At 40.6% G+C, this 25,846-nt stretch carries 23 protein-coding genes; 3 read left to right on the top strand and 20 right to left on the bottom strand.

Annotated elements, in window-relative coordinates; translation table 11 throughout:
- Positions 1-389 precede the first annotated feature (389 nt).
- From A6J77_RS07370 to A6J77_RS07345, 6 genes are all read right to left on the bottom strand, one after another.
- Positions 390-788 carry a rhodanese-like domain-containing protein gene (locus tag A6J77_RS07370; RefSeq protein ID WP_083069544.1) on the bottom strand — a complete coding sequence of 133 codons (399 nt, stop codon included), beginning with the start codon at positions 786-788 and terminating at the stop codon, positions 390-392.
- Positions 789-819: 31 nt separating this feature from the next.
- Positions 820-1,788, bottom strand: coding sequence for an ROK family glucokinase (locus tag A6J77_RS07365; protein WP_083069543.1), 969 nt, complete (start codon positions 1,786-1,788; stop codon positions 820-822).
- A gap of 103 nt (positions 1,789-1,891) precedes the next feature.
- Positions 1,892-2,464: a 5-formyltetrahydrofolate cyclo-ligase gene (locus A6J77_RS07360; protein WP_083069541.1), complete on the bottom strand. Its 573-nt coding sequence runs from the start codon at positions 2,462-2,464 to the stop codon at positions 1,892-1,894.
- Positions 2,465-2,474: 10 nt separating this feature from the next.
- Complete coding sequence (locus A6J77_RS07355; protein WP_083069539.1) at positions 2,475-3,146, bottom strand: rhomboid family intramembrane serine protease; 672 nt, start codon at positions 3,144-3,146, stop codon at positions 2,475-2,477.
- A 231-nt stretch (positions 3,147-3,377) separates the two neighbouring features.
- Positions 3,378-3,530 (bottom strand): 50S ribosomal protein L33, encoded by a 153-nt coding sequence (gene rpmG, locus A6J77_RS07350; RefSeq protein ID WP_003141750.1) that lies wholly within the window; start codon positions 3,528-3,530, stop codon positions 3,378-3,380.
- Positions 3,531-3,706: 176 nt separating this feature from the next.
- Positions 3,707-5,905 (bottom strand): peptidoglycan D,D-transpeptidase FtsI family protein, encoded by a 2,199-nt coding sequence (locus tag A6J77_RS07345; RefSeq protein WP_227645149.1) that lies wholly within the window; start codon positions 5,903-5,905, stop codon positions 3,707-3,709.
- A 243-nt stretch (positions 5,906-6,148) separates the two neighbouring features.
- Here A6J77_RS07345 and A6J77_RS07340 point away from each other — a divergent pair, with 243 nt between their 5' ends.
- The gene (locus A6J77_RS07340) at positions 6,149-8,908 is read left to right on the top strand and encodes a YfhO family protein (protein ID WP_083069535.1); all 2,760 of its coding nucleotides are present in this window, start codon (positions 6,149-6,151) and stop codon (positions 8,906-8,908) included.
- 123 nt (positions 8,909-9,031) lie between these two features.
- Here the strand turns inward: A6J77_RS07340 and A6J77_RS07335 are convergent, their stop codons facing one another.
- On the bottom strand, positions 9,032-9,637 hold the full coding sequence (locus tag A6J77_RS07335) for a superoxide dismutase (protein WP_016896885.1): 606 nt from the start codon (positions 9,635-9,637) through the stop codon (positions 9,032-9,034).
- Positions 9,638-9,886: 249 nt separating this feature from the next.
- Here A6J77_RS07335 and A6J77_RS07330 point away from each other — a divergent pair, with 249 nt between their 5' ends.
- A complete protein-coding gene (locus A6J77_RS07330; protein WP_083069533.1) occupies positions 9,887-10,675 on the top strand; it encodes a DUF1189 family protein in 789 nt (262 codons plus the stop codon).
- Between the two features lie 241 nt (positions 10,676-10,916).
- Here A6J77_RS07330 and A6J77_RS07325 read toward each other — a convergent pair whose 3' ends face one another.
- On the bottom strand, positions 10,917-12,269 hold the full coding sequence (locus A6J77_RS07325; protein ID WP_083069531.1) for a DEAD/DEAH box helicase: 1,353 nt from the start codon (positions 12,267-12,269) through the stop codon (positions 10,917-10,919).
- Positions 12,270-12,465: 196 nt separating this feature from the next.
- Between A6J77_RS07325 and zwf the strand changes: the two genes are divergently transcribed.
- Positions 12,466-13,920: a glucose-6-phosphate dehydrogenase gene (gene zwf / locus A6J77_RS07320; RefSeq protein WP_227645148.1), complete on the top strand. Its 1,455-nt coding sequence runs from the start codon at positions 12,466-12,468 to the stop codon at positions 13,918-13,920.
- Between the two features lie 151 nt (positions 13,921-14,071).
- On the opposite strand, the gene A6J77_RS07315 is transcribed toward zwf, so the two are convergent.
- The 12 genes from A6J77_RS07315 to A6J77_RS07260 all read right to left on the bottom strand — a co-directional run bounded on the left by A6J77_RS07315 (position 14,072) and on the right by A6J77_RS07260 (position 25,701).
- Positions 14,072-15,145, bottom strand: coding sequence for a BMP family lipoprotein (locus A6J77_RS07315; protein ID WP_083069528.1), 1,074 nt, complete (start codon positions 15,143-15,145; stop codon positions 14,072-14,074).
- Between the two features lie 260 nt (positions 15,146-15,405).
- Positions 15,406-16,368, bottom strand: coding sequence for a DHH family phosphoesterase (locus A6J77_RS07310; protein ID WP_083069526.1), 963 nt, complete (start codon positions 16,366-16,368; stop codon positions 15,406-15,408).
- A gap of 69 nt (positions 16,369-16,437) precedes the next feature.
- A complete protein-coding gene (locus A6J77_RS07305) occupies positions 16,438-17,757 on the bottom strand; it encodes a DRTGG domain-containing protein (protein WP_227645147.1) in 1,320 nt (439 codons plus the stop codon).
- A 39-nt stretch (positions 17,758-17,796) separates the two neighbouring features.
- Positions 17,797-19,071 (bottom strand): DNA polymerase IV, encoded by a 1,275-nt coding sequence (gene dinB / locus A6J77_RS07300; protein ID WP_083069522.1) that lies wholly within the window; start codon positions 19,069-19,071, stop codon positions 17,797-17,799.
- A 39-nt stretch (positions 19,072-19,110) separates the two neighbouring features.
- Complete coding sequence (locus tag A6J77_RS07295) at positions 19,111-19,758, bottom strand: metal-dependent transcriptional regulator (protein ID WP_083069520.1); 648 nt, start codon at positions 19,756-19,758, stop codon at positions 19,111-19,113.
- A gap of 223 nt (positions 19,759-19,981) precedes the next feature.
- Positions 19,982-20,263, bottom strand: coding sequence for a post-transcriptional regulator (locus A6J77_RS07290; RefSeq protein WP_016896876.1), 282 nt, complete (start codon positions 20,261-20,263; stop codon positions 19,982-19,984).
- 53 nt (positions 20,264-20,316) lie between these two features.
- Complete coding sequence (gene yajC / locus A6J77_RS07285; protein ID WP_083069518.1) at positions 20,317-20,700, bottom strand: preprotein translocase subunit YajC; 384 nt, start codon at positions 20,698-20,700, stop codon at positions 20,317-20,319.
- A 172-nt stretch (positions 20,701-20,872) separates the two neighbouring features.
- Positions 20,873-22,015 (bottom strand): tRNA guanosine(34) transglycosylase Tgt, encoded by a 1,143-nt coding sequence (gene tgt, locus A6J77_RS07280; protein ID WP_083069516.1) that lies wholly within the window; start codon positions 22,013-22,015, stop codon positions 20,873-20,875.
- Between the two features lie 170 nt (positions 22,016-22,185).
- Positions 22,186-22,941 carry a sugar phosphate isomerase/epimerase family protein gene (locus A6J77_RS07275; RefSeq protein WP_083069514.1) on the bottom strand — a complete coding sequence of 252 codons (756 nt, stop codon included), beginning with the start codon at positions 22,939-22,941 and terminating at the stop codon, positions 22,186-22,188.
- Between the two features lie 249 nt (positions 22,942-23,190).
- On the bottom strand, positions 23,191-24,090 hold the full coding sequence (locus A6J77_RS07270) for a hypothetical protein (protein ID WP_083069511.1): 900 nt from the start codon (positions 24,088-24,090) through the stop codon (positions 23,191-23,193).
- Complete coding sequence (gene floA, locus A6J77_RS07265) at positions 24,090-25,097, bottom strand: flotillin-like protein FloA (protein WP_083069510.1); 1,008 nt, start codon at positions 25,095-25,097, stop codon at positions 24,090-24,092. The genes A6J77_RS07270 and floA overlap by 1 nt, the downstream gene beginning before the upstream one ends.
- Entirely contained in the window at positions 25,090-25,701 is a 612-nt protein-coding gene (locus tag A6J77_RS07260) for an NfeD family protein (protein WP_227645146.1), read from the bottom strand. The genes floA and A6J77_RS07260 overlap by 8 nt, the downstream gene beginning before the upstream one ends.
- Positions 25,702-25,846: the final 145 nt, after the last annotated feature.

Below are 25,846 nucleotides of genomic sequence, written 5' to 3'. Positions count from 1 at the left end.
GAGGGCCGACGCTAAGAAACTAATCTGAAACGCAGTCTTTTCTGGAGACCCGAACCCGACTATAGGGTGAGAGCTTTGGCGCTCAGTCAGATACCACTGGAAGGAATATACCGTAGCAAGTTCACTTGCTTCAAATATTCCTGAAGTGGAGACCGGACTGCCAAAGCGAACCCGACTATAGGATGTGAGACAGGACGTTTAGACAGGCTCCGCTTCACAGGGTGCGAGGGCCGACGCTATAAAGGACTTGGCTATGGGTGTGACAGAAAGCATCAGCCTCTAGCGCACCCTTAATATTGGTTATACCCTAATACATTGCGTACGCATTTTAAAGATAAACAACATTCAGAAAAAGCCAGGAGCGCTAACTCCTGACTTTTCCAAAACTATTAAGCTTGACGTTTTGTTTTACCTTCCCAATCAGAAAGGCCGCCTTTTAAAATATAAATTTTATCGTAACCAGCGTCTTTTAATTTTTTCGCTGCACGACCAGTTAAATTATGTACATCAGCGTATAAATAAATTGGACGTGATTTACTGAAGCCCGGCACACCTTGTTGTAATGTAGAATACGGTACATTACGGGCACCAAAAATGTGGGCAGAGTTGAATTCATTTGCTTCTCGAATATCAATAATTTGTGCTGATTGCATGGTTTGTTGGAAATCTTCTTGAGAAATCATGGTTGCGTTGTTACGACGCAATAAGTAGCTGTATAACCAGAAGCCTCCCCAAACCAATAATACGACAATTAAAATAATCCAAGTAATAGTACCAAAGTTGATCATAAGTATTGTTTTTCCCTTCTAACGACAAAGACTAAACGTTTTTCATAACTAGTGATGCAGCACCATACACACCTGCATCATTTCCCAAAGTAGCTAGACGAATACTTGTTGTCTCTCCAACACCAGGATATACCGATTTGTGGAAGTGGTCTGTTACTTTATCTAGTAAGTATTGACCAGCATTGGCAACCCCACCACCAATTAAAATATATTGTGGGTTCGTTACGGCAGCCACTTGGCCTAAAGCACGGCCTAAATGCCCCATCGTGTCGTCAACAACAGCTTCCGCAAAACGGTCACCCGCTTCTGCCGCTCTAAAGATATCTTCAGACGTTACAGGGTCCCCGTTAAAAATACGGCCTTGAATAATAGAACCCGTATCATCCATAGTATAAGCTAATTCACCAGCAGTCCATACGATACCTGAAGCAGATGCCACAGTTTCTAAACAACCATGTTGACCACAAGTACATTTACGACCACCATCTTTAGAGAACATATGCCCAATCTCACCAGCAGCACCTTGTCCAACGACCAATTGGTCATTGACAATAACACCACCACCAACACCAGTACCTAAAGTAACCAAGATAACATTATCCGCGTGGTCACCAGCACCCTTCCATTGCTCACCTAAAGCCGCAACGTTAGCGTCGTTTTCGATTAAAATTGGCCAATCTGCATTGAAGTGGCTACGAATCAGATCTGCAACGGGCTGTTCTTCAACCCAAGCTAAGTTATACGCACCAGTCACAGTACCTTTTTCCCGATTCACAAAGCCTGGAGACCCCATACCAATGCCTAGAATATCTTCGTTAGTCCAATTGTTTTCTAGCATTTTTTCTTGAACAGCTAGAATTAAATCTGGAATAATGTGTTGGCCGTCTTCTTTAGTATCTGTAGGCACTGACCATTTATCAATAATTTCGCCTTCAATTGAAACAACTGATAATTTAATTGATGTACCACCAAGGTCGATACCGAATATTTTCTTAGTCATTATCATAACTCCCTCTTATCTATTAGTTATATAACTCTATTTTATCAGACTTTCGCAAAAAAATTAGGTTTTTAAGCAAAAAATGATACCGGTTGCATCATATTTATATTTCCCCAACAATAATTTGATCCACTGGAATATCAAAATCATCAATTTCAAAGGTCACTTTATCAGAGACCATGCCTGGAAAGGCTAAGGCAATCTTGTTTCCTGGGTAATCCGCTAGGAAAATATCGTAGAAACCGCCCCCATGCCCAACCCGATACCCGTCCGGTCTAAAAAACAAACCTGGTACAAGCATCAAATCAATTGCCTCTTTATCGATAAAATCAGCGTCTGCTGTGGGTTCATAGATACCAAATTTAGTCTTCTCCAAGGCATTCAACCCTTGATATTTAGCAAATGCCATTTGGCGTTTAGGATAGGTTTTAGGCACATATACCTTCTTACCAATTGTTAAGGCATAATCAATAATGGGTTTCGTATCAATTTCGCCTGGATGGGCAATTGTTATGGTAATGGTATCGGCTTGAATAAAGGTTTCATTGGTAAATAATTGGGCATAAATATCTGCCTGCAAAGCAATTCGTTCAACCTCTGGTAAGGCTGCCCAGTATTTAAAAGTTCGGTCGCGAATGGCCTTCTTGTCTAAAATTGTTTTCATCTCTTCTGTCAAATAAACACTCCTAACCACCAATTAAAGTATTGAAAATGCCGTGGTTGATTAAAATAAATCCAGCAATCACCACGAAGGTAGCAGCTGAACTAATCCGTTGGGTGTAACGTTGATCTGGCCCTTCTCCGCTAAGTAGCGCCATGGTCATTAAGAAACCACCTACTAATCCGCCCACATGGCCCCAAATATCAATCCCTGTACCCATAATACCAAAGACCAAGTTAATCACCACGAGGGTTAAATATTGCGAACCAATGCTTTGGATATGGCGATTTCTCGGGAAGAGATTTTTAAGCGCTAGGAAAACAGCAAACAAACCAAACAATGCAGTCGATGCCCCAGCTGAAATATTTTCTGAAAATTGGTAAGAGAACAAGTTCCCCATCAAGCCAGAAGCCATGTAAATCACCAAGTAGCGCCAGTGGCCCACAATATTTTCAACCATACTACCTAAATAATACAGGGTAATAGAATTAATCAATAAATGAATAATTCCAATATGTAAGAACACGGGGGCAATTAACCGCCAATACTCCCCTGCAGCAATTAAAGGATTGAATTTAGCCCCGAATAATAATAAGGTGGCATAACTTTCGGAACTGCCCATAAATTCCATCATAATAAATAAAATAATTTGAATACCTAGCAAGGTATACGTCACAAAAGGTTTTCTCGTAGACATGATTAGCTCCTTTTAAAATAGCGAATGTACTTTCACATATTATACCCTAGTTTTCAGGATAATCACAAAATGGCAGTTACTTACAAGAAAACTTTAGAATTCTTCCACAAGATACAACAAACAAAGGCAAAAAAGACCCACACCAACGCGAACGCCAATGTAGGTCTCCCAATAGTAAATACGTATTTATTATTTGTGTGTTACCGAGCCAGCTATCTAATTTACATTAGATTATTTTACCTCTTTGAAGACACAAACTTTACGTAATTTTGGACTATATTTTTTTAATTCTAAACGGTCTGGATTATTACGACGGTTTTTCTCTGTTAAGTAAACACGTTCGCCTTTTAATTCAGTGTTTTCTAAAATAATGTTCACACGCATGTGATACCCCTCCAATACAATAAAATTATTAACTGATATACAGTAACCATACTCGAGTATTGTACCATAATCTTAACCTATATGCCAAATATTTTTTAGCCTTGTGAAAAAGATGGTCGACCACTTAAAACAATCAGCATGGGGCTGTGAATTTAGTGTCACAGCCCCACATGCAATTATTGTGCACCTGTTTCTTCTAAAGCTTCCGCCTCTTCTGCTGATGCTTCTGCGTTTTCTGCCAATTGGTCAGCTACTTTATTTTGATATTCTTCAATATCATAGTATAAACCTAAGACATTTGGTGCAGCTGCTTGGGCAGATACAGACACATTTGGTGTTGTTCCTGGGATAACGATAGAAACCGCAATTTCAGGATCATCATACGGTGCCCATCCGGCCCAAGTTGAATTTTCAAGCGTATCAGATACTGTCGCAGTACCTGATTTACCCGCTACTTCAATTGGGAAATTAGCAAAAATAGCGTTCCCCAAACCAGTTGAAGTATGGATAACAGACCAGATACCCTCTTGCACTTCCGCAAGCATTTCATCTGTAATCGACAATTCATTCAATACAGTTGGTTGATATTCGTAAACCGTTGCCCCATCGCCAGCAGTCTCCTCGTCTTCGGTAGGTGCCAAAATCTTATCTAGCACATGTAAAGCATAGCGGGTACCACCATTCGCAATGGTTGAGATATATTGGTTTAATTGAATTGGTGAGTAGGTATCAAACTGACCAAAAGACAAGTCAAGTGCGTTACCTGGGTCACCAGTATCGGCTCCGATTAGACCAGTTGATTCATTTTCCAAGTCAATACCAGTCGATACACCTAAACCAAATTCTACATAGTAGCTACGTAAGGTATCATAAACGGCATCTGTATCCAGTTCTGACAAGTCCATGTATGGTTCGTAATAGTTTACACCACCCATTGCCATGGCCAATTTAATCATGTAGACGTTGGATGATTGAGCTAAGGCTTGTTTATCTGTTAATATCCTTGGCGTTGAATCGTTACCTGATGTAAACCACCAAGAAGCTTTAACTGGCGTACCAGAGAAGTATAGGGGTTCATCGGTAATTTCATTGTCTGAACCAACTTCAAGCAATCCTTCTCCGTAAGCAGCGGAAATCGTTGCAGGTTTCACGACAGATCCTGATACAAAGACATTATTAATCGTACCTAAGGCATCATCCACGATTTCGCCATCTGAATTTTTCTTCTTACCAACTAAGGCGTAAATAGCCCCCGTATCAGGATCAGACGCTACAATATAGATAGAATTGTTGTCTTCAGTTGTCGCATCTTCTAAATACTGAGTTGCATAAGCTTCTAATTCCGCTTGGTATTCAGAATCAATGGTCAACTGAACCGTATTCCCCATTTCTCCAGCATAAGTCTGTTCAGAGTGGATAATTTCTCCGTCTTGACTCACTTCTGTTTCATAGGTCGTTTTTGAACCACGTAAATCCGCTTCATACTGTTCTTCAATATAAGACACTCCTACCCGATCATTTAGGGCATAACCCTTAGCTAGGTAGAAATCTTGTTGGTCACTTGGAATCCCTTCTTCTGTAGAAGACACACTACCAAGCAATGAACGTAGTAATGAATCTTGTGGGTAAGTCCGTTTCCAGTCGGTTGTCACATTGACACCTGGTAACTCAGCTGAATGCTCTGCCACAACGGCCGTTTCTTTAGTGGTTACCCCATCATTTTTAATCATGACAGTTGAAAGTGACGATGCTGCATTCATTTTGGCAAAAATAACTGCTGCTTCCTTATCTTGGTCACTTAGACCATTCAAGTCGTCGTCAGTCACCTTACTCACTTGGATGGCGTATATTTCATCATCCGCTGCAGAGACCTCATCGTCCGTTAACCGGTCATTGATGATATCTGTATTGGCTGCCACAAAATAATCCTGCAGGTCGCGATCGGATACATCCTCGAAATCTACAGCTATGTATTTAGCTAGATTCTGCGCCGTTTGGACCATATCCTCACCGGAAGTGTCCTGGCCACGCGTATAAGAAATTGCTGGTAAAGCCTCATTAGACACCATCAATTCTCCTTCAGAATCGATAATCAAACCACGAGGGACCGATGCCTCGACAATAGTTGTTTCTGTCGCATTCACCAAATCAGAGAACATATCCCCTTGAACTAGTTGCAGATAAGATAAACGTAAAATAAGCATTGCAAACAGGACAAAAATCCCTATCAGCATCACGTTCAAACGGTTTAAAAAGGAGCCCCATATGGGTGCACGTCTTTTTGGTTGGTCTTGATCATCAGAACCCATTTTATTCAACTTTTCCTCGGCATCCTCATATTGCTTCGGTTGTTTATTTTGATCACCTTGATCCAACTTGTCACCTACTTTCAAATAAAACACTTATATGCAGCCAAAATAGGTCAGTCCACTCAGGCTAGCATCATCTTTTTTAATTATACACAAAAAATGGTCATAAGACTCGTGTAAATTATTAAGAATCCCTATATCCATCTAAAAATCCCAGAAGTTTTTATTTTTGTTAAAGATCTTTAAACAAGGCAATCAATCTGCTAAATATGATATGCTAAAAGCAATTATCAAAAAGGAGTTCGTGTCATGACGCAATACATAAAAACGATTCAACAGAAAAGTCAGAAACACCCACTCAAAGCTTCAATGATTGGCTTGTTTCTAGCAGTCTTTGTCCTGATGGGACTCTTCTTTATCTTTGGCCTAAAAATATTTCCATTCGGCAATGGCACCATCATGACTGTCGACCTAGGCCAACAATATATCGACTTCTATCAATACTACCGAGACATCATCCATGGTAATTGGGATCAGATTTTCTATTCCTTCTCAAAAGCCACCGGAGGCGAAATGGTTGGGACCTGGTCTTACTACCTCATGTCCCCCTACTTAATTTTATTACTATTTTTCCCGCAATCCTGGCTGTCCTTTGCCGTCGCCTTGATTGTCTTACTCAAACTCGCCACCGCAGCATCCGCCTTCCAGTTCATGTTAGGCCGGTTGTATAACGAAGTGACGTGGCAATCACTCACATTTTCCTTCGCCTACGCCTTCATCGGCTACCTGTCCGCCAACCAACTAAACGTCATGTGGCTAGACGGCGTCATCTTCCTACCCTTTCTCATTTGGGGTTTAGAAAAGGTCATGCGCGGTCAATCTGGCTGGACCTATGTAGGCTGGCTAGCCCTTATCCTAATCTCGAATTACTATATCGGCTACATGATTTGTTTATTCTTAATCCTATTTTTCTGCTACCGGATGGTCGCTCACGGACGAGCTGACTTGCATAGTCAAGACCAGATGGAAAGCTTGAACCAGAATTTGGCACCAACAGCGCAATATCAAGCAAGCTACTTTACCAATTTGAAAACCTATTTCATGCAAACAATTGGTAAATTTACCGGTTGGTCACTCGCAAGTGGTGGTTTAGCTGCCTTTATTTTAATGCCAACATTCTATGCATTAACAACCAGTAAAGGGCAACAATCGTCACCCGAACTTGAATTAACCACCGATTATCCTTTATACGATATTGTGTCAAAATTCATCCTAGGGGCCTTTAACTTCGACCAAATGCCAGAAGGATTGCCCAATATTTTCGTAGGTAGTCTAGCTCTTATCATGGCCATCCTTTACTTTTTCAATAAGAGGATTCCTTGGCAAGAACGATTAGCCGCCGGTGGATTGATGACGGTCTTATTATTATCCATGAATATTTCAGGGCTGAACTTGATTTGGCACGGGTTCCAATACCCAATCTGGTACCCATACCGTTTTTCATTCGTCTTTTCATTTTTCCTATTATTTATCGGCTACCAGCTCTACCGACAAAAAACGGTCTTATCCATTGAAAGCGCAGTAGCCTTGCTGATACCTTTTGCCATTGCCTACGGTTACTTGCTCTATAGGATTGAAGAATTTGACTATATTTCAGTCACAACTGTCCTAGTCTCCTTCATCTTATTCGTTGGGGTCACTGCCCTACTGATGATGGCTGTTGACTTCGACCGGTTGATTTACATCCTATTATTGTTCATCACCATGAGTGAAGTGTTTGCCAACTCAGTGATCACTATTTCCTCTATTTCTTACTTGAAACAAGATGACTTTGCGGATTATATCGCTGAAATCAAACCAGAAATCGCAGCCTATGCGCCCGGAGAAAACGAATTCTACCGGATGACCAAGACCTTCCAGCGGACAAAAAATGATGCCATGCAGCTGGGTTACTACGACTTGAACCATTTCAACTCAACAATGGAACGAAACACCACCCAATTGTTCAAGCAATTAGGGCAACCTATGTCAGATGGCTTTACCAACTATACAACAGGGACTCTACTGACAGATGCCCTGTTTGGTGTCCAATATTACTTTGACGTCACACCGTTTGAAGATGATCAAGGCGCCTTAAAAAACCGGATCATGTCAACGCGAGCTGACTTGAGTGAATACCCTGTTACAGAAGTCACAGACCAATTAATCATCCATGAAAATCCCAATGCCTTGTCGCTTGCCTATATGGTCAGCCAAGACATCCAAGACGTCGCCATTGATGACGTCAACCCAGTTTACCTACAAGATGAATTGTTGAATGTCTTAAGCAGAAACGGCACAACAGACGGCATTGACCTTTCACAATTTGAGATTGCCAACTTTGCCAGCGTGGACCTTTTCCATGTGGATTCACAAGATGCTTCAGTGGTAAACACAGCTTATACCCGTGATGACACTGGAGAAGATTCATTTATTGATATCCATATCAATGTGAAAACCAACCAAGCTTATTACATTACTGTCCCTTCATTCTTGAACGATGAAGAAGTCAAATACTACTTAGACGGCGAGCCATTGGACTACGATTCTTCCTACCAGTCGATTCAATTATTTAATATTGCCAACGACGAACAAGGCGCAGAGAAAGTATTTACCATCCAATTGCTAGATGATGAAACAACCCTAGCGGATATCAACCTCTATTCCCTTGATCAGGAAAAAGTATCTACCATGGCAGAAGACTTGAAGCAAAACCAGTTGGAACTGACTGACTTCTCGAATGGGGCTTTCTCAGGCACCGTAACAGTAGACGATCCAAGTGAATACTTGATGGTCACTGTCCCATACGCAAAAGGCTGGCACGCCAAAGTCGACGGCGAAAAAGTCGATACCATACCCCTATTAAACGGTAGCTTTATGGGCATCCAATTCCAAGAAGCCGGTGATTATGAAGTCACCTTCTACTACATCCCACAAGGCTTGATATTAGGTGTAGCCATTACAGGAGCAACCGGACTCGTACTAGTAGGTGTATATTTCTTTAACAGGAAAAAAGTGAAAACGAAATAAATACAAAACGTCTGCTGATAATTGTCGGTAGGCGTTTTTTAGAGGCATTTTTATGCAATTAGCCGTAAAAAAGAGAGGTTAGCCTAAGCTAACCCCTCTATTACTATTTTAATAGATGTTAAATTATTTTGCTGCGTCGAAACGTTTTGCAACTTCATCCCAATTTACAATGTTCCAGAATGCTGCAATGTAGTCTGGACGAACGTTTTTATATTTCAAGTAGTATGCATGTTCCCAAACATCGATACCTAATAATGGTGTTTGACCATCCATTAATGGTGAGTCTTGGTTTGGTGTAGAAGTGATTTCTACTTCACCGTTAGCTAAAACTAGCCAAGCCCAACCAGATCCGAAACGACCAGTTGCTGCAGTTTTGAATGCTTCTTGGAAGTCTGCAAATGAACCGAATTTAGCGTCGATAGCTTCTTTCAAAGCGCCTGTAGGTTCACCGCCAGCGTTTGCTGCGAATTGTTCCCAGAATAATGTGTGGTTAGCGTGTCCACCAACATTGTTACGAACAGCAGTTTTTTTGTCTTCAGGTACAGCGTCAAAGTTAGATAAGATTTCTTCAGCAGATTTGTCTGCTAAATCAGTACCTTCTAAAGCTGCGTTTGCATTTGTTACATAAGTATTATGGTGCTTGTCGTGATGCAAGTGCATTGTTTCCTCATCGAAATACGGTTCTAATGCATCATAAGCGTATGGTAATTCTGGTAATTCAAAAGCCATGTAAAATTCCTCCTATAAAACTTATCATTATTTTCTTACTAAAATTACTATAACAAGCCACACCCTAAAATTCAAAGGAATCGACTTAAAGCGCTCACTTATTTTTAAGAAAAGTTTTTCCTTTTCCAATCATCCGCTCATTATTTTTGACCAATCTTTGTTATAATGAATGTTAATGTGAGAATGCTTAGTCATTTTCCAAGTCCACCAGCTAAGCGTGAGAATATGCGAACAGAAAAGAGCGAATGTATGAAAGAAAGCAATATCCTCGTCATCTTATACGATGCCCTATTGAATTATCCAAAAATTATCCGTGTCATTTCCTATAGTTTTAAAAGAATGTTGGTCTATGCCCTATTAATTGCAGGTATATCAGCAATTCCGACCTTCTTTGATACCTTGAAAGTATTTGATTTATTAGAAACCAACGCGACATCGATCGTTAATCAAATCCCTGACTATCAAGTGACAGATGGCAAAATAGCCACCAGCGATGACCAAGCGGCCTTTATTTTTGAAACAGACCTGATGACCTATGCCTTTGATCCAAATGATGAAATCGCCAGTCAAGACGTGACGACTAGTCAAAACAATCTGATTACTGTTGAAAACAACTCAGATAACCTAACCTTATCATTCATAGGCCAACCTATCGCCTTCACCTACACACAATTAGGTGACTCTGCCAATAGCGATGGTGTCAAAGGTATTATCCAATCAATGACTAGCCTAACTTGGGCCTACTACCCGATTATCTTCATCATTGTGGCCCTATCTAGCCTATTAAATCTAATGCTAGCAAGCCTGATGATTGCCCTAGTAATTGGTGTGCTACCTGATTCAACCCGGTTAAGACTAACCTTTAAAATGCGGTTATCTTTAGCCCTTGCGTCATTAACTATGCCACTAATGGTCATTACCCTCTTTAACCTATTTGGCTTCTATGTCGTCTATCAATTAGAAATCATGTATGTATTCGCCTTGATTCGTTTATGGCGACTATTGAAAAAAGTACAAGTCATAAAAATGCAGAAATAATATAAGGCCGTGTGTGAGACCGCTCAGCTCAATAACACTTCGGAATAGTGCCGTATCACACAAAGTGTGATGCAAACTATTCTGAAGTGTGGACCTGACTGCCAAAGCGAACCCGATTACATAGGTGCGAATCCGACTAGAGTGTGAGCGCTGAAAAATAATTTACCATTAAACCAAAAAATCCGAGGAATTGATCAAGTCAATCTTTCCTCGGATTTTTATTTTGAAGATGCTAGTGAATTTAGAAATCCACTTGGTTGTCTTCTTTGTTTTTACGACGTTGGTCACGACGTTTTTTACGTTGATCAGCCATGCGGTTGTCTTTGTTATGTTTAGAAATTTGACGGCTTAATTTTTTCTTGTAACCTGGTTTGACTTTACGACGTTTGTTTCGTTCAATCATCCCAACTACAGTATGGTCAACTTCAGGTGCTTTTTGACGGGCAGCACGGGCATCGTGGTCTTTACCGTCGATTAATTGATGGTCTTTGATATCTTTATTTTCAAAGATGATCCCTTTGTTCTCCAACCATTCAATATCTTTTAATTCATCCGGAATATAGAAGGTAATGGCAGTACCTGGTTTACCTTGACGACCAGTACGGCCTACACGGTGGATGAAGAATTCTAATTCATTCGGTACTTCGTAGTTGATTACGTGAGACACACCATCAATATCGATCCCACGAGCAGCTAAGTCAGTTGCCACCACGTATTGGAAGTCCAAGTTTTGTACTTGTTTCATTGCACGGCGACGTTCGCGAGCTGGTAAATCACCATGAATTTGGCCGACATTTAAGCCTTGAGATTTCAAGTATTTGTACAATTCTTGTACAGTTTCCTTGGTGTTGGCGAAGATTAAAGCTAAATAAGGTTGACCAATTGTTAAGGTATCGAATAACAATGCTTTACGGTCGCGCCCTTTAACAGGTACCAAGTAGTTATCAATGGTATCTGAAATTTTGTGACGGGCTTCTATTGTTATCCATTCAGGATTGCTTAGGTATTTTCTCAAGAACGGTTTCAATTTGTCCGGAATAGTTGCTGAGAAAACGTACATGTTCAATGATTTTGGCATACGGCCTGCAATTTGGTCGACTTCATTTAAGAAACCTAAATCAAGGGTCATGTCTGCTTCATCGACAACGAAATCTGTTACTTGGTGTACAGAAATCAATTGGTTGTTAATCAAGTCTAATAGACGTCCTGGTGTCGCCACAACGACTTGTGGTACGGCATTTTCTAAACGGTTGGCCTGTTTAACAGTATCTGTCCCACCAAAAGCGCGCTCAATATGTAAATCTTCATCTGAAAATGACAAGATTTGACGGCCAGCTTGGTATAACTGCTCCGCAAGTTCACGACTAGGTGCTGTAATAACCAACTGCGTGTGGTTTTCAGCTGTAATCTTATTTAATAGTGGTAATAAGAAGGCGTGAGTTTTCCCTGATCCGGTTTGGCTTTGGGCAATGACATCGCGGCCTGATTGAATCACTGGAATAACTGTTGCTTGAATTGGAGACGGCTCATAGAAATTTAAATCTGCGAGTGCGTCGTTAATAAATGGTTTTAAATTAAATTGTGTAAAAGACATGGTCTCCCACCTTTCTCTGCTTGCCAGCTTAGGCAAGTACGGTTCTTTTTGCTCATCCGTATTATTGTACCATTATATTTCTTAAATCTAAAATAATAGAATATTAAAAAATACTAAGAATAGTCAGGACTAATTCTTGTGTAAGTGATGAAAGTTCGTATATAATTGATGATGAACTATGAAAGGATGTAGCATAATGACTAACAAACAAGTTGGTGGGCTTATCGTTATGTTTGGTGCAGCAGGAGATTTAGCGCGCCGTAAACTATACCCATCTTTATTCCGCTTATATCAGCGTCAATTATTATCTGAAAACTTTGCTTTGCTAGGAAACTCCAGACGCGAATGGACTGACGATTATTTCCGTGATATCGTCTTGGATTCAATTTCTGACCAAGAAGCAGACGAAGAAACAATCAACAACTTTATCAAACATTTCTTTTACACATCTCATGACGCCACTCAAGCTGATGATTATGAGAATTTGAACAATGAAATGGCAAGATTAAGAAATGAATTTAATACCGGTGAGAAAAATTTATACTACCTATCGACTTCACCAGCCTTATTCCCTGAAATTACCCAAGGATTGAAGGATGCTGAAATTGTGACAGATGGCGGTACACACCGCGTAATCTTAGAAAAACCATTCGGTACTGACCTATCTTCAGCCAAAGAATTAAATGATGCCTTAGCAATTTCTTTCGATGAAAAAGATATCTACCGTATTGACCACTATCTTGGTAAAGAAATGGTGCAAAATATCTTAGCGACACGTTTCTTTAACCCTGCAGTTGAAGCTTTATTAAACCAGGAATTCGTTTCAAATATTCAAATCACCCTAGCAGAAGACATGCCAGTTGGTAGCCGCGGTGGTTACTACGACAAATCAGGTGCTATACGCGACATGCTACAAAACCATATCCTACAAGTGGCGACATTACTAGGTATGGACCTACCTGCTTCACCTGAACAAGACGATGTACATGCCAATAAGCTAACTTTCTTGAAACAAATCGATTCATTAACAGCTAAACAAACTGTTCGTGCCCAATACCTTGCAAGTGAAGATGGTGAATTCATCAACTACTTAGAGGAAAATGAGGTCGCGCCTGATTCTGTGACTGAAACTTATTTAGCAGGCTACTTCCAAGTCAATAACGACCGTTGGGGCCAAGTACCCTTCTACTTCAAAACAGGTAAAGCCTTGGATGACAAACGGACGACCGTTGAAATCGTCTTAAAAGATGCCGGTGATAAAACAGATATCGATAAGGGGTGCAACCCAAGTCAAAGTCGCATCACCTTCAACATCCAACCAGAAACTGGTTTAGCCTTTAACCTAAATCAAAAATTACCTGGTGAAGAATTATTGCCAACAATGGTGTCTATTAACTCTAATGTAGGCGAATTAAACGTTGCCTATGTACCAGATGCTTATGAAAAATTGATTTACGATGCCTTAATTGGTGACCAAACCAACTTCTCTACATGGGATGAATTGGCTGAACAATGGCGTATCGTTGATTCAATCATTGCCAACTGGAAAAAAGCAGGCACTAGAACCTTACCTACTTATATTGGTAAAACACGTGGTCCTAAAGAAGCGGATGAATTACTGCGCCAAAACGGCCATGTTTGGGTGAAATAGTTTTATTGAAAATTTCCTTATAAAAGAAACGGCGTATTTTACACAACCTAATCCATATAAACAAAACCAGGAACTAATATTAAAATCGCGGTTCCTGGTTTTTCGTGTTCACTATTTTAACGCACTTGGTTTCAATTGCCTTATAAGCAAACTAACTTTCAGAGTAAGTGAACTCTGGAACTTGAATATCACCAGCGATGATCGCAGCTTTGGCTTCTTCAATTTGCGCCCATTCTTCATCTAGCAATTGTCCTTGAGTTAGCGAAACGCCGCCATTTTCCAAGCCATAAGCTAAGCTTTCACCTGCAGGAAAGCTACTGTCTCTAGTTTGCTCGGCTAAGGCAATAATGGCTGCCCCGGTATCTTTAAGGGTCGACGCTAAGGTGAAGTTACCGCCAGTCCACTCGCCCTCGTCAGTTTGATCTCGGTCAACGCCAATCACCCATAATTGTGTTTCTGCATCTGCTTCCAGACGGTTACGGGTCTCAGTGAAAACACCATTACCAGACCCACCAGCAGCTGTATAAATCACGTCAACACCATTGGTATACATAGCGTTAGCAATTTGTTGTCCTTTAGAGGCATCGCTAAATGATTCCGTATATTGACTTTCCACTTCAATATTTTCGTCAATATAGGCAACACCCGCTTTAAAACCTGTTTCAAAACGGTCAATCACTGGAATTCTAGTCCCACCAATAAAACCAACTTGATTCGTTTCCGTATTTAAAGCAGCCGCAACGCCCGCTAAGAAGGCAGCTTCTTGGTCTTTAAAGGCGATAGATACCGCATTGTCTAGGTCAACTTCCCCATCAATCAAAGCGTAATTTTGGTCAGGATTTTGCGCTGCCACCTCATTTAAGGCTTCTGCCGTTGTATAACCGAGACCAACGATAATGTCGTACTGGTCTGCAACCGCAACATTTAAATTAGGGATCAATTCAGATTGATCAGGTGACTCATAGTATCGGACTTTGGCCCCAGTTTCCGCTTGCCATGCTTGCAACCCTTCCCAGGCAGATTGGTTGAACGAACGGTCATCAATGCCCCCTTCATTTGTTACCATACCGATTGATAAAGCATCAGTAGTCGCTGATTCACTGGCTTGTAAACTGGATGATGACGCTGTGTCGGCATTGGCATCCGTACCGGCATTTTGCCCTTGGCAGGCCACCAGTAGTAAGGCAGCACTTGAAATAAGGATTGATTTTAATAATGAAGACATGACTTGATTTTCCTCCCAACGAAAACCCTAAATGTTCGTTTATTCGCATTGTTATTTTCTTTACCTCATTACTTTAGCACAATTATATTTCTAAAGCCATATGAATTTATTATTTTTACTTATTATTGTTCGTTATATGTCGCATTTACACTCAATAATCTCTCTAAAACAGCCAACTTACTTTGTAAAGCCGAACGAAAAAGACCACAACTGAATTTTACATACAGGTTGCGGTCTTGAAAGCTATATTCCTTTTTCAATTAGTCATAAAAATGGTCGCGACGGTATTTCATAGCGACTTCACCTAGTTGAGCTAATAATTCATCTTTCTCTTCTGAAGAATAAACGTTAGCGCCTGAGGCTTTCTCGTGACCGCCACCATCATGTTGTGCAGCAATATGATTGATTACTGGGCCTTTAGAACGGATTCGGCAACGTACTTTACCATCTGGTTGCTCGATAAAGGTTACCCAAGTAATGACCCCTTCAATAGTTCCTGGAATTTGAACGATTTGGTAGGTTTCATTGGCGGTTAAATCGAGTGACTGCAGTAGGTCTTGTGAAATATAAACTGAATTCACGGTCCCTTGTGCTGACAATTTCATGTTTTGTAGGACATAAGCTTGCAAGCGGGCTTGAGAAATAGTTTGCGTATTCGATTCTTGCATCAAGTCAGAAGCTGGGAAGTCGTAGTCCAACAATTCACCGGCAATTTGCATGGTATCACGGGTCGTATTGTCATATAAGAAACGACCAGTATCCCCTACAATTCCTAAGAAGAAGCATTTAGCTGCTTCATCATTCATTTGTAAGTTATTGTCATCACGCAAGACGATAGATGCCCATAATTCTGAGGTAGATGAGATACTTGGTTCAACAATCATAAAGTCCCCGTATGGATCTTCATTTGGATGGTGGTCAACTTTGATCAGTGTGGCACCCTTTTTATATCGTTGATCATCAATTCTTGGTCGATTAGCTGAATCATTCACGATAACAAGTGCATTCTTGTAAGTATCATCCGAAATATCATCCATGTCCCCAAATTCCGCTAATGAGTCATCATCTTGACCAACTGCATAGATATCTTTATGCGGGTAAGTTTCTTCCAAAACAGCTTTCAACCCCATCTGCGAACCTAATGCATCTGGATCTGGGCGAACGTGGCGGTGAATAATGATGATATCGTGTGCCTCAATTGCCGCTAATATTTTATCTAACATATTGACCTCTTTCTAAGACCTAAAAAATTTTCTATATTTAAATTATACCCATGTTTGGTAGATTCGTCATTAATTTGTCAGAGTTTTCACACTTGCCAAAGCTTTCGTCATGACTTGTTTACCATGGTAGACGGTGATATCAATTTCCATTGAACGTCTAGAGACATCTAGGAATTCTAGCACAATATCGATGGTAGATTGTAAGGGTACTAATTTTAAATAATATGCACTTACCTTATCAACAACGATTGATTTACCTTGTAGCTTCTTGACAAATTGTTTTACCGATAGTTGGATAATACTATGTTGTAAGGCATTAGATAAGGCGCCAAAATCATTCGTTAATGAAACATCACTCAGGAATCGGTAACGCGCTTTTGTCATATCCTCATTTTGATCAACGAATTTCAACTTATCAGCTAATAGCATCTCAATACGGTTTTCACTCTGTTCTGTCTGTTGCGTATACTGTAATGTTCGTAAGACATCTTGTCTAGATAGGATTCCTTGTAAATAATCCTCCTCATCCACAACAGGTAGTATTTCTAAGCCATCCCAAATCATCATATGTGTAATTGAGGCCACACTCATTGGCTTCTTAGCCGAAATTGGCGTTGGCGTCATGGCTTTGGCTAAATGGGTATCCGGTGCAAAATCTAGGATATCCTTAGCCGTTAAAATCCCCGCCAACTTACCATCTCTTTCACAAATTGGAAAACGGGTATGCCCCGAGTTTTCTGACAATTGTCGGTAGGCCGTAATCGTATCATCCGTGTATAAAAATTGCGTTTGCTCAAGCGGAATGTAGATATCTTCAACAAGTAGAATATCCTTCTGCATAGACCGCTCAATCATCGCTTTATTGATTAAAGTAGCCGTCGCATAGGTATCGAAGTTGACACTTAAAAGTGGTACTTCTCGCTTGTTAGCCAAGTCCACAATGGCATCTGACGGCTTAAAACCACCCGAGATTAGAACAGCGACGTCATTTTCCAAGGCAATCCGTTGAATTTCATCACGGTTACCAACGATAATCAAGGAATCTGGTTCGATATAACGACGCATCCCGTCCGCTTCCATGGCGCCGATAATAAATTTACGAACCTGACGACTCAAACCTAAAGCCCCGCCTAAAACCTGGCAATCCGTCACCTTGATAATTTCTTCAATCGTTAAATGGTGCATGCGGCGGTTTTCGTTCTCTTCAATCCGGACGGTTCCCACCCGCTCTTTGGTCGCCACTAAATGCAAGTTTTCAGCCGATTTAATCGCTCGATAGGCAGTTCCCTCTGACACCTTCAAATTGCGTGCGATAGACCTAACCGAAATTTTGGAATCAATGGGGAGATTTTGAATATATTGTATGATTTGTTCGTGTTTAGTTGCCATTGGCATTGCTCCTCCGTTTAAAATCTGACCCATTCGGTTTTACGCGTCACCATCCTCATGTTCAGATGGCGCTTGGTCTGGGGCAGGTTGGATTGTTGAATCTTCTTTTATATTTTTATTTTCATTTATTTCTTCATTCTCTGATAATAATGTGTTGGATTTGTAGGCCAGCGTTTCCGCTTCTTTAGCTTGATGTTCATATAAATTCAAGCGGATATTTTCAAAGGCCAACTGAGACAAATCACTCACCGTAATCCCCAGCAAGCGAATCCCCTGACTGACATCCCCATAAGTTTGCCATAAGTCCAAGGCGTAAAAATAAATATCTTGGCTATTTGAAATTGCGTCAACAAGCGACGTCTGCCGTGTAACCGTCTCAAAATCCACATTCCGAAACTTCAAGGTCACCACCTTTCCGTGCATGTCCTTTTTACCCAGGGCCTCAGACACTGAATTGGCTAGCTTACGCAAAGTTTCTTCCACCTCATTATCGTGGTAAAGGAAAGGATAAAAGGTCCGCTCCTTCCCAATCGATTTACGGATGCGGGTGACTTTCACCGGCCGGTCGTCAACTCCGCGGACCCGTTCATACAAGGCTAGCCCTGCCTTACCGAAATATTGAATGCATTCATCTTGGGATAATTTTTTCAAGTCTGCACCCGTATAAATATCCAATTCATGCATTTTTTCAGCCGACCTAGTCCCAACTCCATAAAAATCTTCAATCGGTAATTGCTCCAAAAAGGGAATCGCTCGTTTAGGGGTAATCACAGTCATACCAAATGGTTTTTGGTAGTCAGATGCCAACTTGGCAATGAATTTATTATAAGAAACCCCAATCGAACAAGTTAAATTCAATTCCTTATAAATGGTTTCTTGAATTTCCTTGGCCACATCCATGGCATAAGGAATCCCCTTCTTATTATCCGTCACATCTAAAAAGGCCTCATCTATAGAAAGAGGTTCGATAATATCCGTATACCGCTTGAAAATTTCTCGTACTTGTTCTGAAACTTCGCGGTATAAGGCATAGTTACCCGACACAAAAATCCCTTGCGGACATAAGCGGTAAGCTTCAGCTGCAGACATGGCTGAATGGACACCATATTTACGCGCTTCATAAGAAGCCGTTGATACAACACCCTTACCCGAATTCTCTTTTGGATGGCGGGCAATGATCACCGGTTTTCCCCGATAAGCAGGATTATCCCTTTGTTCAACAGAGGCGAAGAAAGCATCCATATCGACATGTAATATTTTCCTAGACCCATCAATTTTTGGATCATCAAATGATAATATCCCAATCGTGCGCATGACACTTACCCCCTTTAAACACTGGGTTACTTGTGATGATTAATCTTCGTCGACAAAAATATTTAAAGTCGCCTTAGGATTCAATACAATTGATTCCCCTTTACGTGAAATCGTAAATGATTTGTCAAAAGCTTCAATTTCATCAATCGTATATTTTTTATCTAGTTTGATATCTAACTTATCTAGGTAGTTTAATAAATCTTTATCATCTGTTACACGTTGGATTTTAAACTTATCACCAACCGCTAAATCAGCTAAAGGCATCGTAGCCTCTTTAGCCATCACGCCATCTTTATCAGGAATAGCCCCACCGTGCGGACAGTATACAGGTTTACCTAAGAATTCATCTAATTGGTCAATGAAGAATTCTGTCCCAGTATGTTCTAACTGTTCAGCTTCTTCATGAACTTGATCCCAGTTGTAACCTAATTTTTCATATAAGAACATTTCCCATAAACGGTGACGACGTACTAAAGAAGCACCCATTTTGGTTCCTTCTTCAGTTAATTGGACACCTTGGTAAGGAATGTAAGTGATCCAACCCTCTTCTTGTAATTTTGAAATCATTTCAGTTACAGAGGCAGCGGAAATATTTAAGGCTTCGCTAATTGCTTTGTTGCCTACACGATCCATCTTGCCACCGAATTCAAAAATGACTTTCATATAATCTTCTCTACTTTTAGACATGGTTAATCACCTTTCTTTAATGCTTACGCTCATTAGTACTATTATACCTTATTTTTAGGTGTATTTGGAAATTACCTACTTTGTTTTTATAGATATACCTAAAAAAAATGTCATTTTCTTTACGATGACTCTTAAGAAAATAAGCAATACATAAATCTAGCACAACCAAAAAGAGCATGACACATAGTCATACCCCTCTGAATTTTTCATTTTTGAAATTATACTATTTTAACAAATCGTCGATATTCATTTCATCTAGCGGATGAACATCATATACTGTCGCCTGCAATTTTGCATAATCTAAATAGTCATTCGCGTGTAACTTCTTGATTTCTTGAATACGGGCACTAAATTTCTTTGGTGCCTGACGTTTCCACGCAAAATCTTTAAAATATTCTTCAATGTCTTGCCATTCTATCCCATTATACCCTTGTTTTTTAATACTTTGAGATTTTGAAAGAAACCATGGACGAAGACAGAGGAATTCAAAGTTCGAAACTTTCATAATGGCCTCCGTAACGAAAGGTTCAATCATTCTGAATCAAGCGGTTGCTGTGACTAGATTTGATCGTCCTCTTGTTGGTCGCCTGCTTCTACATCTTCAATGACTACATCATTTTCGCGAGCTTCTTCTTCAGCAGCATCGCTCATGATATCGTTAGCCATTTCAGTATTCATTGGGTCAGCTTTTTGCGTACGCGCAATTGCACGACGATCAAATACTAAGTAGACACCTTCACAATCTAAAGTGATAGTGTTTTTAGTTTCATCGATTTCAGCAATGACACCGTGTAACCCACCGATTGTTACTGCTGAATCACCAACTGCCATTGCAGCCATCATTTCTTGTGTTTCTTTTTGACGTTTTTGTTGTGGTCTAATTAACATGAAGTACATTAAAGCCACTAAAACAACGATATATAATATTGTTCCCATTCCCATAATAAGAATAACCTCCTGTTTGATTATTTGTTCACATATGAACCGTTCATTTTTTTCATTATTAGCATAATCGTACCATAAAGTGCCGATAAATTATATAGGTTAACCCTTGTAAGCCAAAAGATTTAGCAAGACCTCGCCTAGCCCTTTTTCAAAAAGAAAAGGTCTTGACCTAAAAGGCGGTTTTTTGAACCTTACCGTAGTATTGCAAGAAGAATTCGTCTCTAAAGTCCAATAGACGGTCTTCGCGAATGGCGTCTTTAATTTGCTCCATCAAATTGATTAAGAAATGCAAGTTGTGGATTGACGTTAATCGTAGTGCAAATGTTTCGTTGGCTTTCAATAGGTGACGAATGTAAGCACGTGTATAGTTACGGCAAGTGTAGCAGTCACAATTTGGATCTAATGGCGTAAAATCGCGTGCATATTGCGCATTTTTGATGACTACACGGCCTTGACTGGTCATGGTAGTCCCGTTACGTGCAATACGTGTTGGCAATACACAATCAAACATATCGATACCACGGATAACCCCTTCAATCAAGGCATCAGGACTGCCGACACCCATTAGGTAACGCGGTTTGTCTTCAGGCATGACAGGTGTCAGATAATCTAAAACCTTGTACATATCTTCTTTCGATTCACCAACTGATAAACCCCCGATTGAGTAACCTGGGAAGTCCAAACCGATCATATCTTTGGCGTGTTGTAGACGTAAGTCTTTATAGCCAGCACCTTGTAAAATCCCAAATAAGGCTTGGTCATTTGGTCGTTGGTGGGCGTTTAAACCACGTTCAGCCCAACGTGTTGTACGATGAATCGATTTTTCAACGTAGCTGTGGTCGTGGTTGAAGTCTGGACATTCGTCAAATGACATAATGATGTCCGCACCCAAGTTGTTTTCGATATGGATGGCTTTTTCCGGTGATAAGAATAATTTCTTTCCGTCTAAATGAGACTTGAAGGTGACTCCTTCTTCCTCAATTTTTCTAGAATCAGCCAGCGAGAATACTTGGAAACCACCTGAATCGGTTAGAATTGGTTTGTCCCAATTCATGAATTGATGTAAGCCACCTGCTTCTTTGACTAGGTCATCACCTGGACGTAACCATAAATGATAGGTGTTAGACAGAATGATTTGGGCATTCATATCCGTTAACTCTTCAGGAGACACAGCCTTTACAGATGCTTGCGTACCAACAGGCATAAACACCGGTGTTTCAATCGTACCATGTGGGGTTTCCACTTGGCCTAAACGCGCACCTGTATGCTTTTCTTTTTTATGTAATGTATATTTTAATGCACTACTCGTCATTAGAATTCCTTTCTTTCTACCACACATGCTACTTTTTGAATCAAAATAATTGATGTGTGTACGACTAGGTTTCTACCTAGTCCAACATATTGACAACCAAACAATGTTACCATGCATCCGGCCTGCAAGCAAGGGATATAGGCCATTCCATAGGCATTTCTAGCTGTTTTCTAATTTAAGCCAGATAGGATATTTTCGATATCGTTTTTGATCTGCCCTTCAACTTCCGCAATATCAGAAGCTTTATATTGGCACTCAATCGCAATAGGGATGGCTGGGTCTATCTCTTTCAAGACAGCAACAAAGTCCACGTCCCCTACCGATAAGCCTGCTAAACTAGTATTGGTCGCTTGTTCCACTTGTTTTAGGTGGACATAATGTACCAATGGTAAGACATTTTTAACCTCTGTTACTGGATCTTCATCGAAGTATAAAAAATTACCCACATCGAAGCACATGCCCACTTTATCGTTACCATTGTCTTGTAAAAAGGCTTTAAAATAGTCGCTAGCGCCTGTTGCTTTCGTGATGTCATTTTCCAAGGTTAGGGAAATGCTGAACCGGTCAATTAGTTTATTGACCAACGTCATATCTGCAACCACTGTTTCTGGGTTATAGGCACCTAAGTTGACCTTCAATTGTATAGCACCAACCGCTTGGGCTAATTCAAAGTAGTTTTCTAATTCAGGATTTAATAGGCCCTCTTCAAATAAAGGTGCTGGCACAGAAAGGAAAACAGTTAAGCCCGCTTTTTGGTTTGCAGCTTTTAGGTCCACCAATTCTTGGTCTGAACCGTCAAAGTATTCACTTCTTAATTCAATATAGTCAAAACCTAACCCTTTAACAGAATCAATCATATCTAATTGGCCAAAACTTTCTTGTGCCATCAAGTCACCATAAGCAATTGTATTTAAAACCCAGTTCATTATTGATACATCCTCTCTGATTTAAAAATCGGATAAACTAAAAGGGGCTGTCTCACAGCCCCTTTTGTATGCTAAGAAAGTCGTGATATCAGGTTCCCATAGTCGGAATTGTCCGACACTTCACAAAATACGCTGAACACTTGCAGTGTTTAGCCGCCTTTTGTTCTAGTTTATGGGCGAGTTAGTGCTTTAGCATTTACTCACCTAGATGCGTTAGAAGCGGTTAATTCTAAGCGACTATCATCACACCTATCTTTTAGCTACTGGTTTGTCCAGTATTTCTTTTAATAATATACCACGTTTTAGGTTATCTTGATTAGATAAAGCTAATATTTCGCGCGGATTTCGTGATTTTTTCTTGCTTTCAGTCGTCACATGTAAATCTTTACCTGGATCTTCCATTTCATTAAACAATTGGCCTACTTCTCTATCAAAACGGTCCGCTTCACGGTCATACATTTCATCCATTTGCTGCAATTCTTTCCCTAATTCAAGGACATTGGCAGCCATTTCTTGGTCAAAATAATCACCATTCAACATTGCATTTTCAGGTACAGAACCTTCATTAAAGCGACTACCTTCTGCAGAATAGCCACGACCCTCAGCATATACATCTGACTCATCCCAACCCGTTCCTTCACCAACAAGCGCGGTGCTTTGACCGCCCTCAGCTTGGTTTAAGGTTGCATGTTGGTTTTGACGGTTCTGTGCCCGCATAGCCTGGTTTTGTTTAGCATACTGCTGACCACGATTTTGTTGGTTTGCATTTCGTCCTTGCTTATTCTGCTTTTTAGCTTGAATCTTTTCAGTCTGCCCTTCTTCAAAAGACTTTTGCGCATCCGCATCCACTTCATCTAAATACGCTTGGGCTTTAGCTAGATAATCTGCCAAGGTTTTTGGCTCCTTATCTTCTTGGTGTCTACCGCGACTGGTACTTTGACGATTTAAAGTTTGTCGAGTCTGTCGGGTTTGGGTTTGGCGCGTGTTTCTTTGCCGATTCACGCCGTTTTCACTCATCCGCGAAGGTTGATTAGAAGCATCAAATCGTTTCGCTTTCGCCTTCTCTTCTGCTTCTAGCTTCTTCTGGTGATCCTTGTAAAAGCTGTGCGCTAGCCCAAACGCGAAGATCAGAATTCCAATCAGTTCCATTATTGATCACCTGAATTGTATTCAGAATCTCCTTCAGAAAGACTTTCGCGCATCTTCGTATCTGCTTGAATATTTTGCATATTGTAGTAGTCCATTACCCCGATTTTACCGTTTCTAAAGGCCTCAGCTAAGGCTTCTGGTACTTGAGACTGTGCTTCCACAACTTTCGCACGCATTTCTTGCGTTTTCGCAATATTTTCTTGCTCTTGGGCAACGGCCATCGCACGACGCTCTTCAGCCTTGGCTTGGGCAATTCGTTTGTCCGCTTCCGCTTGCTCTGCTTGTAGTTTAGCCCCAATATTACGACCTACATCAACGTCCGCAATATCAATCGATAGAATTTCAAATGCTGTACCGGAATCTAAACCTTTTCGCAAAATAGTTTGTGAAATGGCATCTGGGTTTTCCAAGACTTCTGAGTGTGTCACTGCTGAACCAACAGTTGTGACAATACCTTCACCAACACGGGCGATAATAGTAGATTCACCAGCACCCCCAACTAAACGTTCAATATTAGCGCGAACAGTTACTTTAGCTTTCGCGCGCACTTCAATACCGTTCATCGCAACCGCTGAAATAATCGGTGTTTCAATCACTTTAGGATTAACAGACACTTGAACGGCCTCAAACACGTCACGACCTGCTAAGTCAATAGCCGCAGCTTGTTCAAATTCTAGGTCAATATTGGCACGTTGGGCTGCGATTAAGGCATCCACGACCATATTGATATCCCCACCTGCTAAATAGTGGGCTTCTAAATCATTTAAATCAATGGATAATCCGGCTTTTGTCGCCTTAATCAAAGGTTTAATAATGTTATTTGGATTTACACGACGTAGACGCATACCGACTAAATCGCCAATCCCAACTTTTACCCCTGAGAAATAAGCTGTTACCCAAAGGCCAACTGGCACAAAGGTAAAGAACAGCGTTAAAACGACTAGAATAATGATGGCTAAAATCAAAATTCCCCAAATACTTGTATCATTTCCATACGAACTACTCATGGTTCACTCTCCTTACTAATAATTGATTGTTACGAATCCTCACAACAACCACCCTTTCATTACTACCAATCACTTCATTGTCACTCATCACTTCCAAGATATTCCCGTCCGAGAAAGTTGCTTTCCCAGTCGGTCTCAGTGGCGTGAGCGTCACAGCCTCTTGCGAAACATAATCCGCAACAGACACACTTTGCGATTGATAACCTCGCTCCCGATTCAAAGATGTATTCAGTACAATTTGATCATTAAAAGGAATCCGGTAACCCAACTTGACTAAAATATAAAAGGCCACGATACCCACAACAACACCAATCGTTAAATCTACCACCGCGTCGCCGATATCTGCAGTCTGTCCCATCAATCCCCAGGCACCGATCAACAAACCTACGACACCCAATATCCCGTAAGTAGGTAAAAATACTTCGGAAATAATCAAGACTGTCCCTAAAGCAAAAAGCATCAGTGACAACCAAGACCCATTGTCATACAAACCAAAATACAATAAGAAAGATCCCGCACCCATAATGCCTCCAAGCATATAATGACGCGTCATCATTCCAGCGATAATGGCTAGGATACCAATGGAAAATAATACTGTCTCCATTTCTCCACCTCCACCCATCTTCTATACTATATATTTTACCATATTGAAATACCGCTTTCACAATGATAGCCTAGGTCCAACAGTTTCTCCTTCCTGAAATTAGACGTATGCAATAAAAAATTCTCCACAAACTAGGCATACTACT

It is taken from the genome of Aerococcus viridans (assembly GCF_002083135.2).
GTDB classification, from domain to species: Bacteria; Bacillota; Bacilli; order Lactobacillales; family Aerococcaceae; genus Aerococcus; species Aerococcus viridans_C.
This window is presented reverse-complemented; position numbering and strand designations above follow the sequence as displayed.

Coding starts and splice junctions, on each gene's coding strand:
- A6J77_RS07370 (WP_083069544.1), bottom strand. CDS start 788: ATGATCAACTTTGGTACTATTACTTGGATTATTTTAATTGTCGTATTA.
- A6J77_RS07365 (WP_083069543.1), bottom strand. CDS start 1,788: ATGACTAAGAAAATATTCGGTATCGACCTTGGTGGTACATCAATTAAA.
- A6J77_RS07355 (WP_083069539.1), bottom strand. CDS start 3,146: ATGTCTACGAGAAAACCTTTTGTGACGTATACCTTGCTAGGTATTCAA.
- rpmG (WP_003141750.1), bottom strand. CDS start 3,530: ATGCGTGTGAACATTATTTTAGAAAACACTGAATTAAAAGGCGAACGT.
- A6J77_RS07340 (WP_083069535.1), top strand. CDS start 6,149: ATGACGCAATACATAAAAACGATTCAACAGAAAAGTCAGAAACACCCA.
- A6J77_RS07335 (WP_016896885.1), bottom strand. CDS start 9,637: ATGGCTTTTGAATTACCAGAATTACCATACGCTTATGATGCATTAGAA.
- A6J77_RS07330 (WP_083069533.1), top strand. CDS start 9,887: ATGAAAGAAAGCAATATCCTCGTCATCTTATACGATGCCCTATTGAAT.
- A6J77_RS07325 (WP_083069531.1), bottom strand. CDS start 12,269: ATGTCTTTTACACAATTTAATTTAAAACCATTTATTAACGACGCACTC.
- zwf (WP_227645148.1), top strand. CDS start 12,466: ATGACTAACAAACAAGTTGGTGGGCTTATCGTTATGTTTGGTGCAGCA.
- A6J77_RS07315 (WP_083069528.1), bottom strand. CDS start 15,145: ATGTCTTCATTATTAAAATCAATCCTTATTTCAAGTGCTGCCTTACTA.
- A6J77_RS07310 (WP_083069526.1), bottom strand. CDS start 16,368: ATGTTAGATAAAATATTAGCGGCAATTGAGGCACACGATATCATCATT.
- A6J77_RS07305 (WP_227645147.1), bottom strand. CDS start 17,757: ATGGCAACTAAACACGAACAAATCATACAATATATTCAAAATCTCCCC.
- dinB (WP_083069522.1), bottom strand. CDS start 19,071: ATGCGCACGATTGGGATATTATCATTTGATGATCCAAAAATTGATGGG.
- A6J77_RS07295 (WP_083069520.1), bottom strand. CDS start 19,758: ATGTCTAAAAGTAGAGAAGATTATATGAAAGTCATTTTTGAATTCGGT.
- A6J77_RS07290 (WP_016896876.1), bottom strand. CDS start 20,263: ATGAAAGTTTCGAACTTTGAATTCCTCTGTCTTCGTCCATGGTTTCTT.
- yajC (WP_083069518.1), bottom strand. CDS start 20,700: ATGGGAATGGGAACAATATTATATATCGTTGTTTTAGTGGCTTTAATG.
- tgt (WP_083069516.1), bottom strand. CDS start 22,015: ATGACGAGTAGTGCATTAAAATATACATTACATAAAAAAGAAAAGCAT.
- A6J77_RS07275 (WP_083069514.1), bottom strand. CDS start 22,941: ATGAACTGGGTTTTAAATACAATTGCTTATGGTGACTTGATGGCACAA.
- A6J77_RS07270 (WP_083069511.1), bottom strand. CDS start 24,090: ATGGAACTGATTGGAATTCTGATCTTCGCGTTTGGGCTAGCGCACAGC.
- floA (WP_083069510.1), bottom strand. CDS start 25,097: ATGAGTAGTTCGTATGGAAATGATACAAGTATTTGGGGAATTTTGATT.
- A6J77_RS07260 (WP_227645146.1), bottom strand. CDS start 25,701: ATGGAGACAGTATTATTTTCCATTGGTATCCTAGCCATTATCGCTGGA.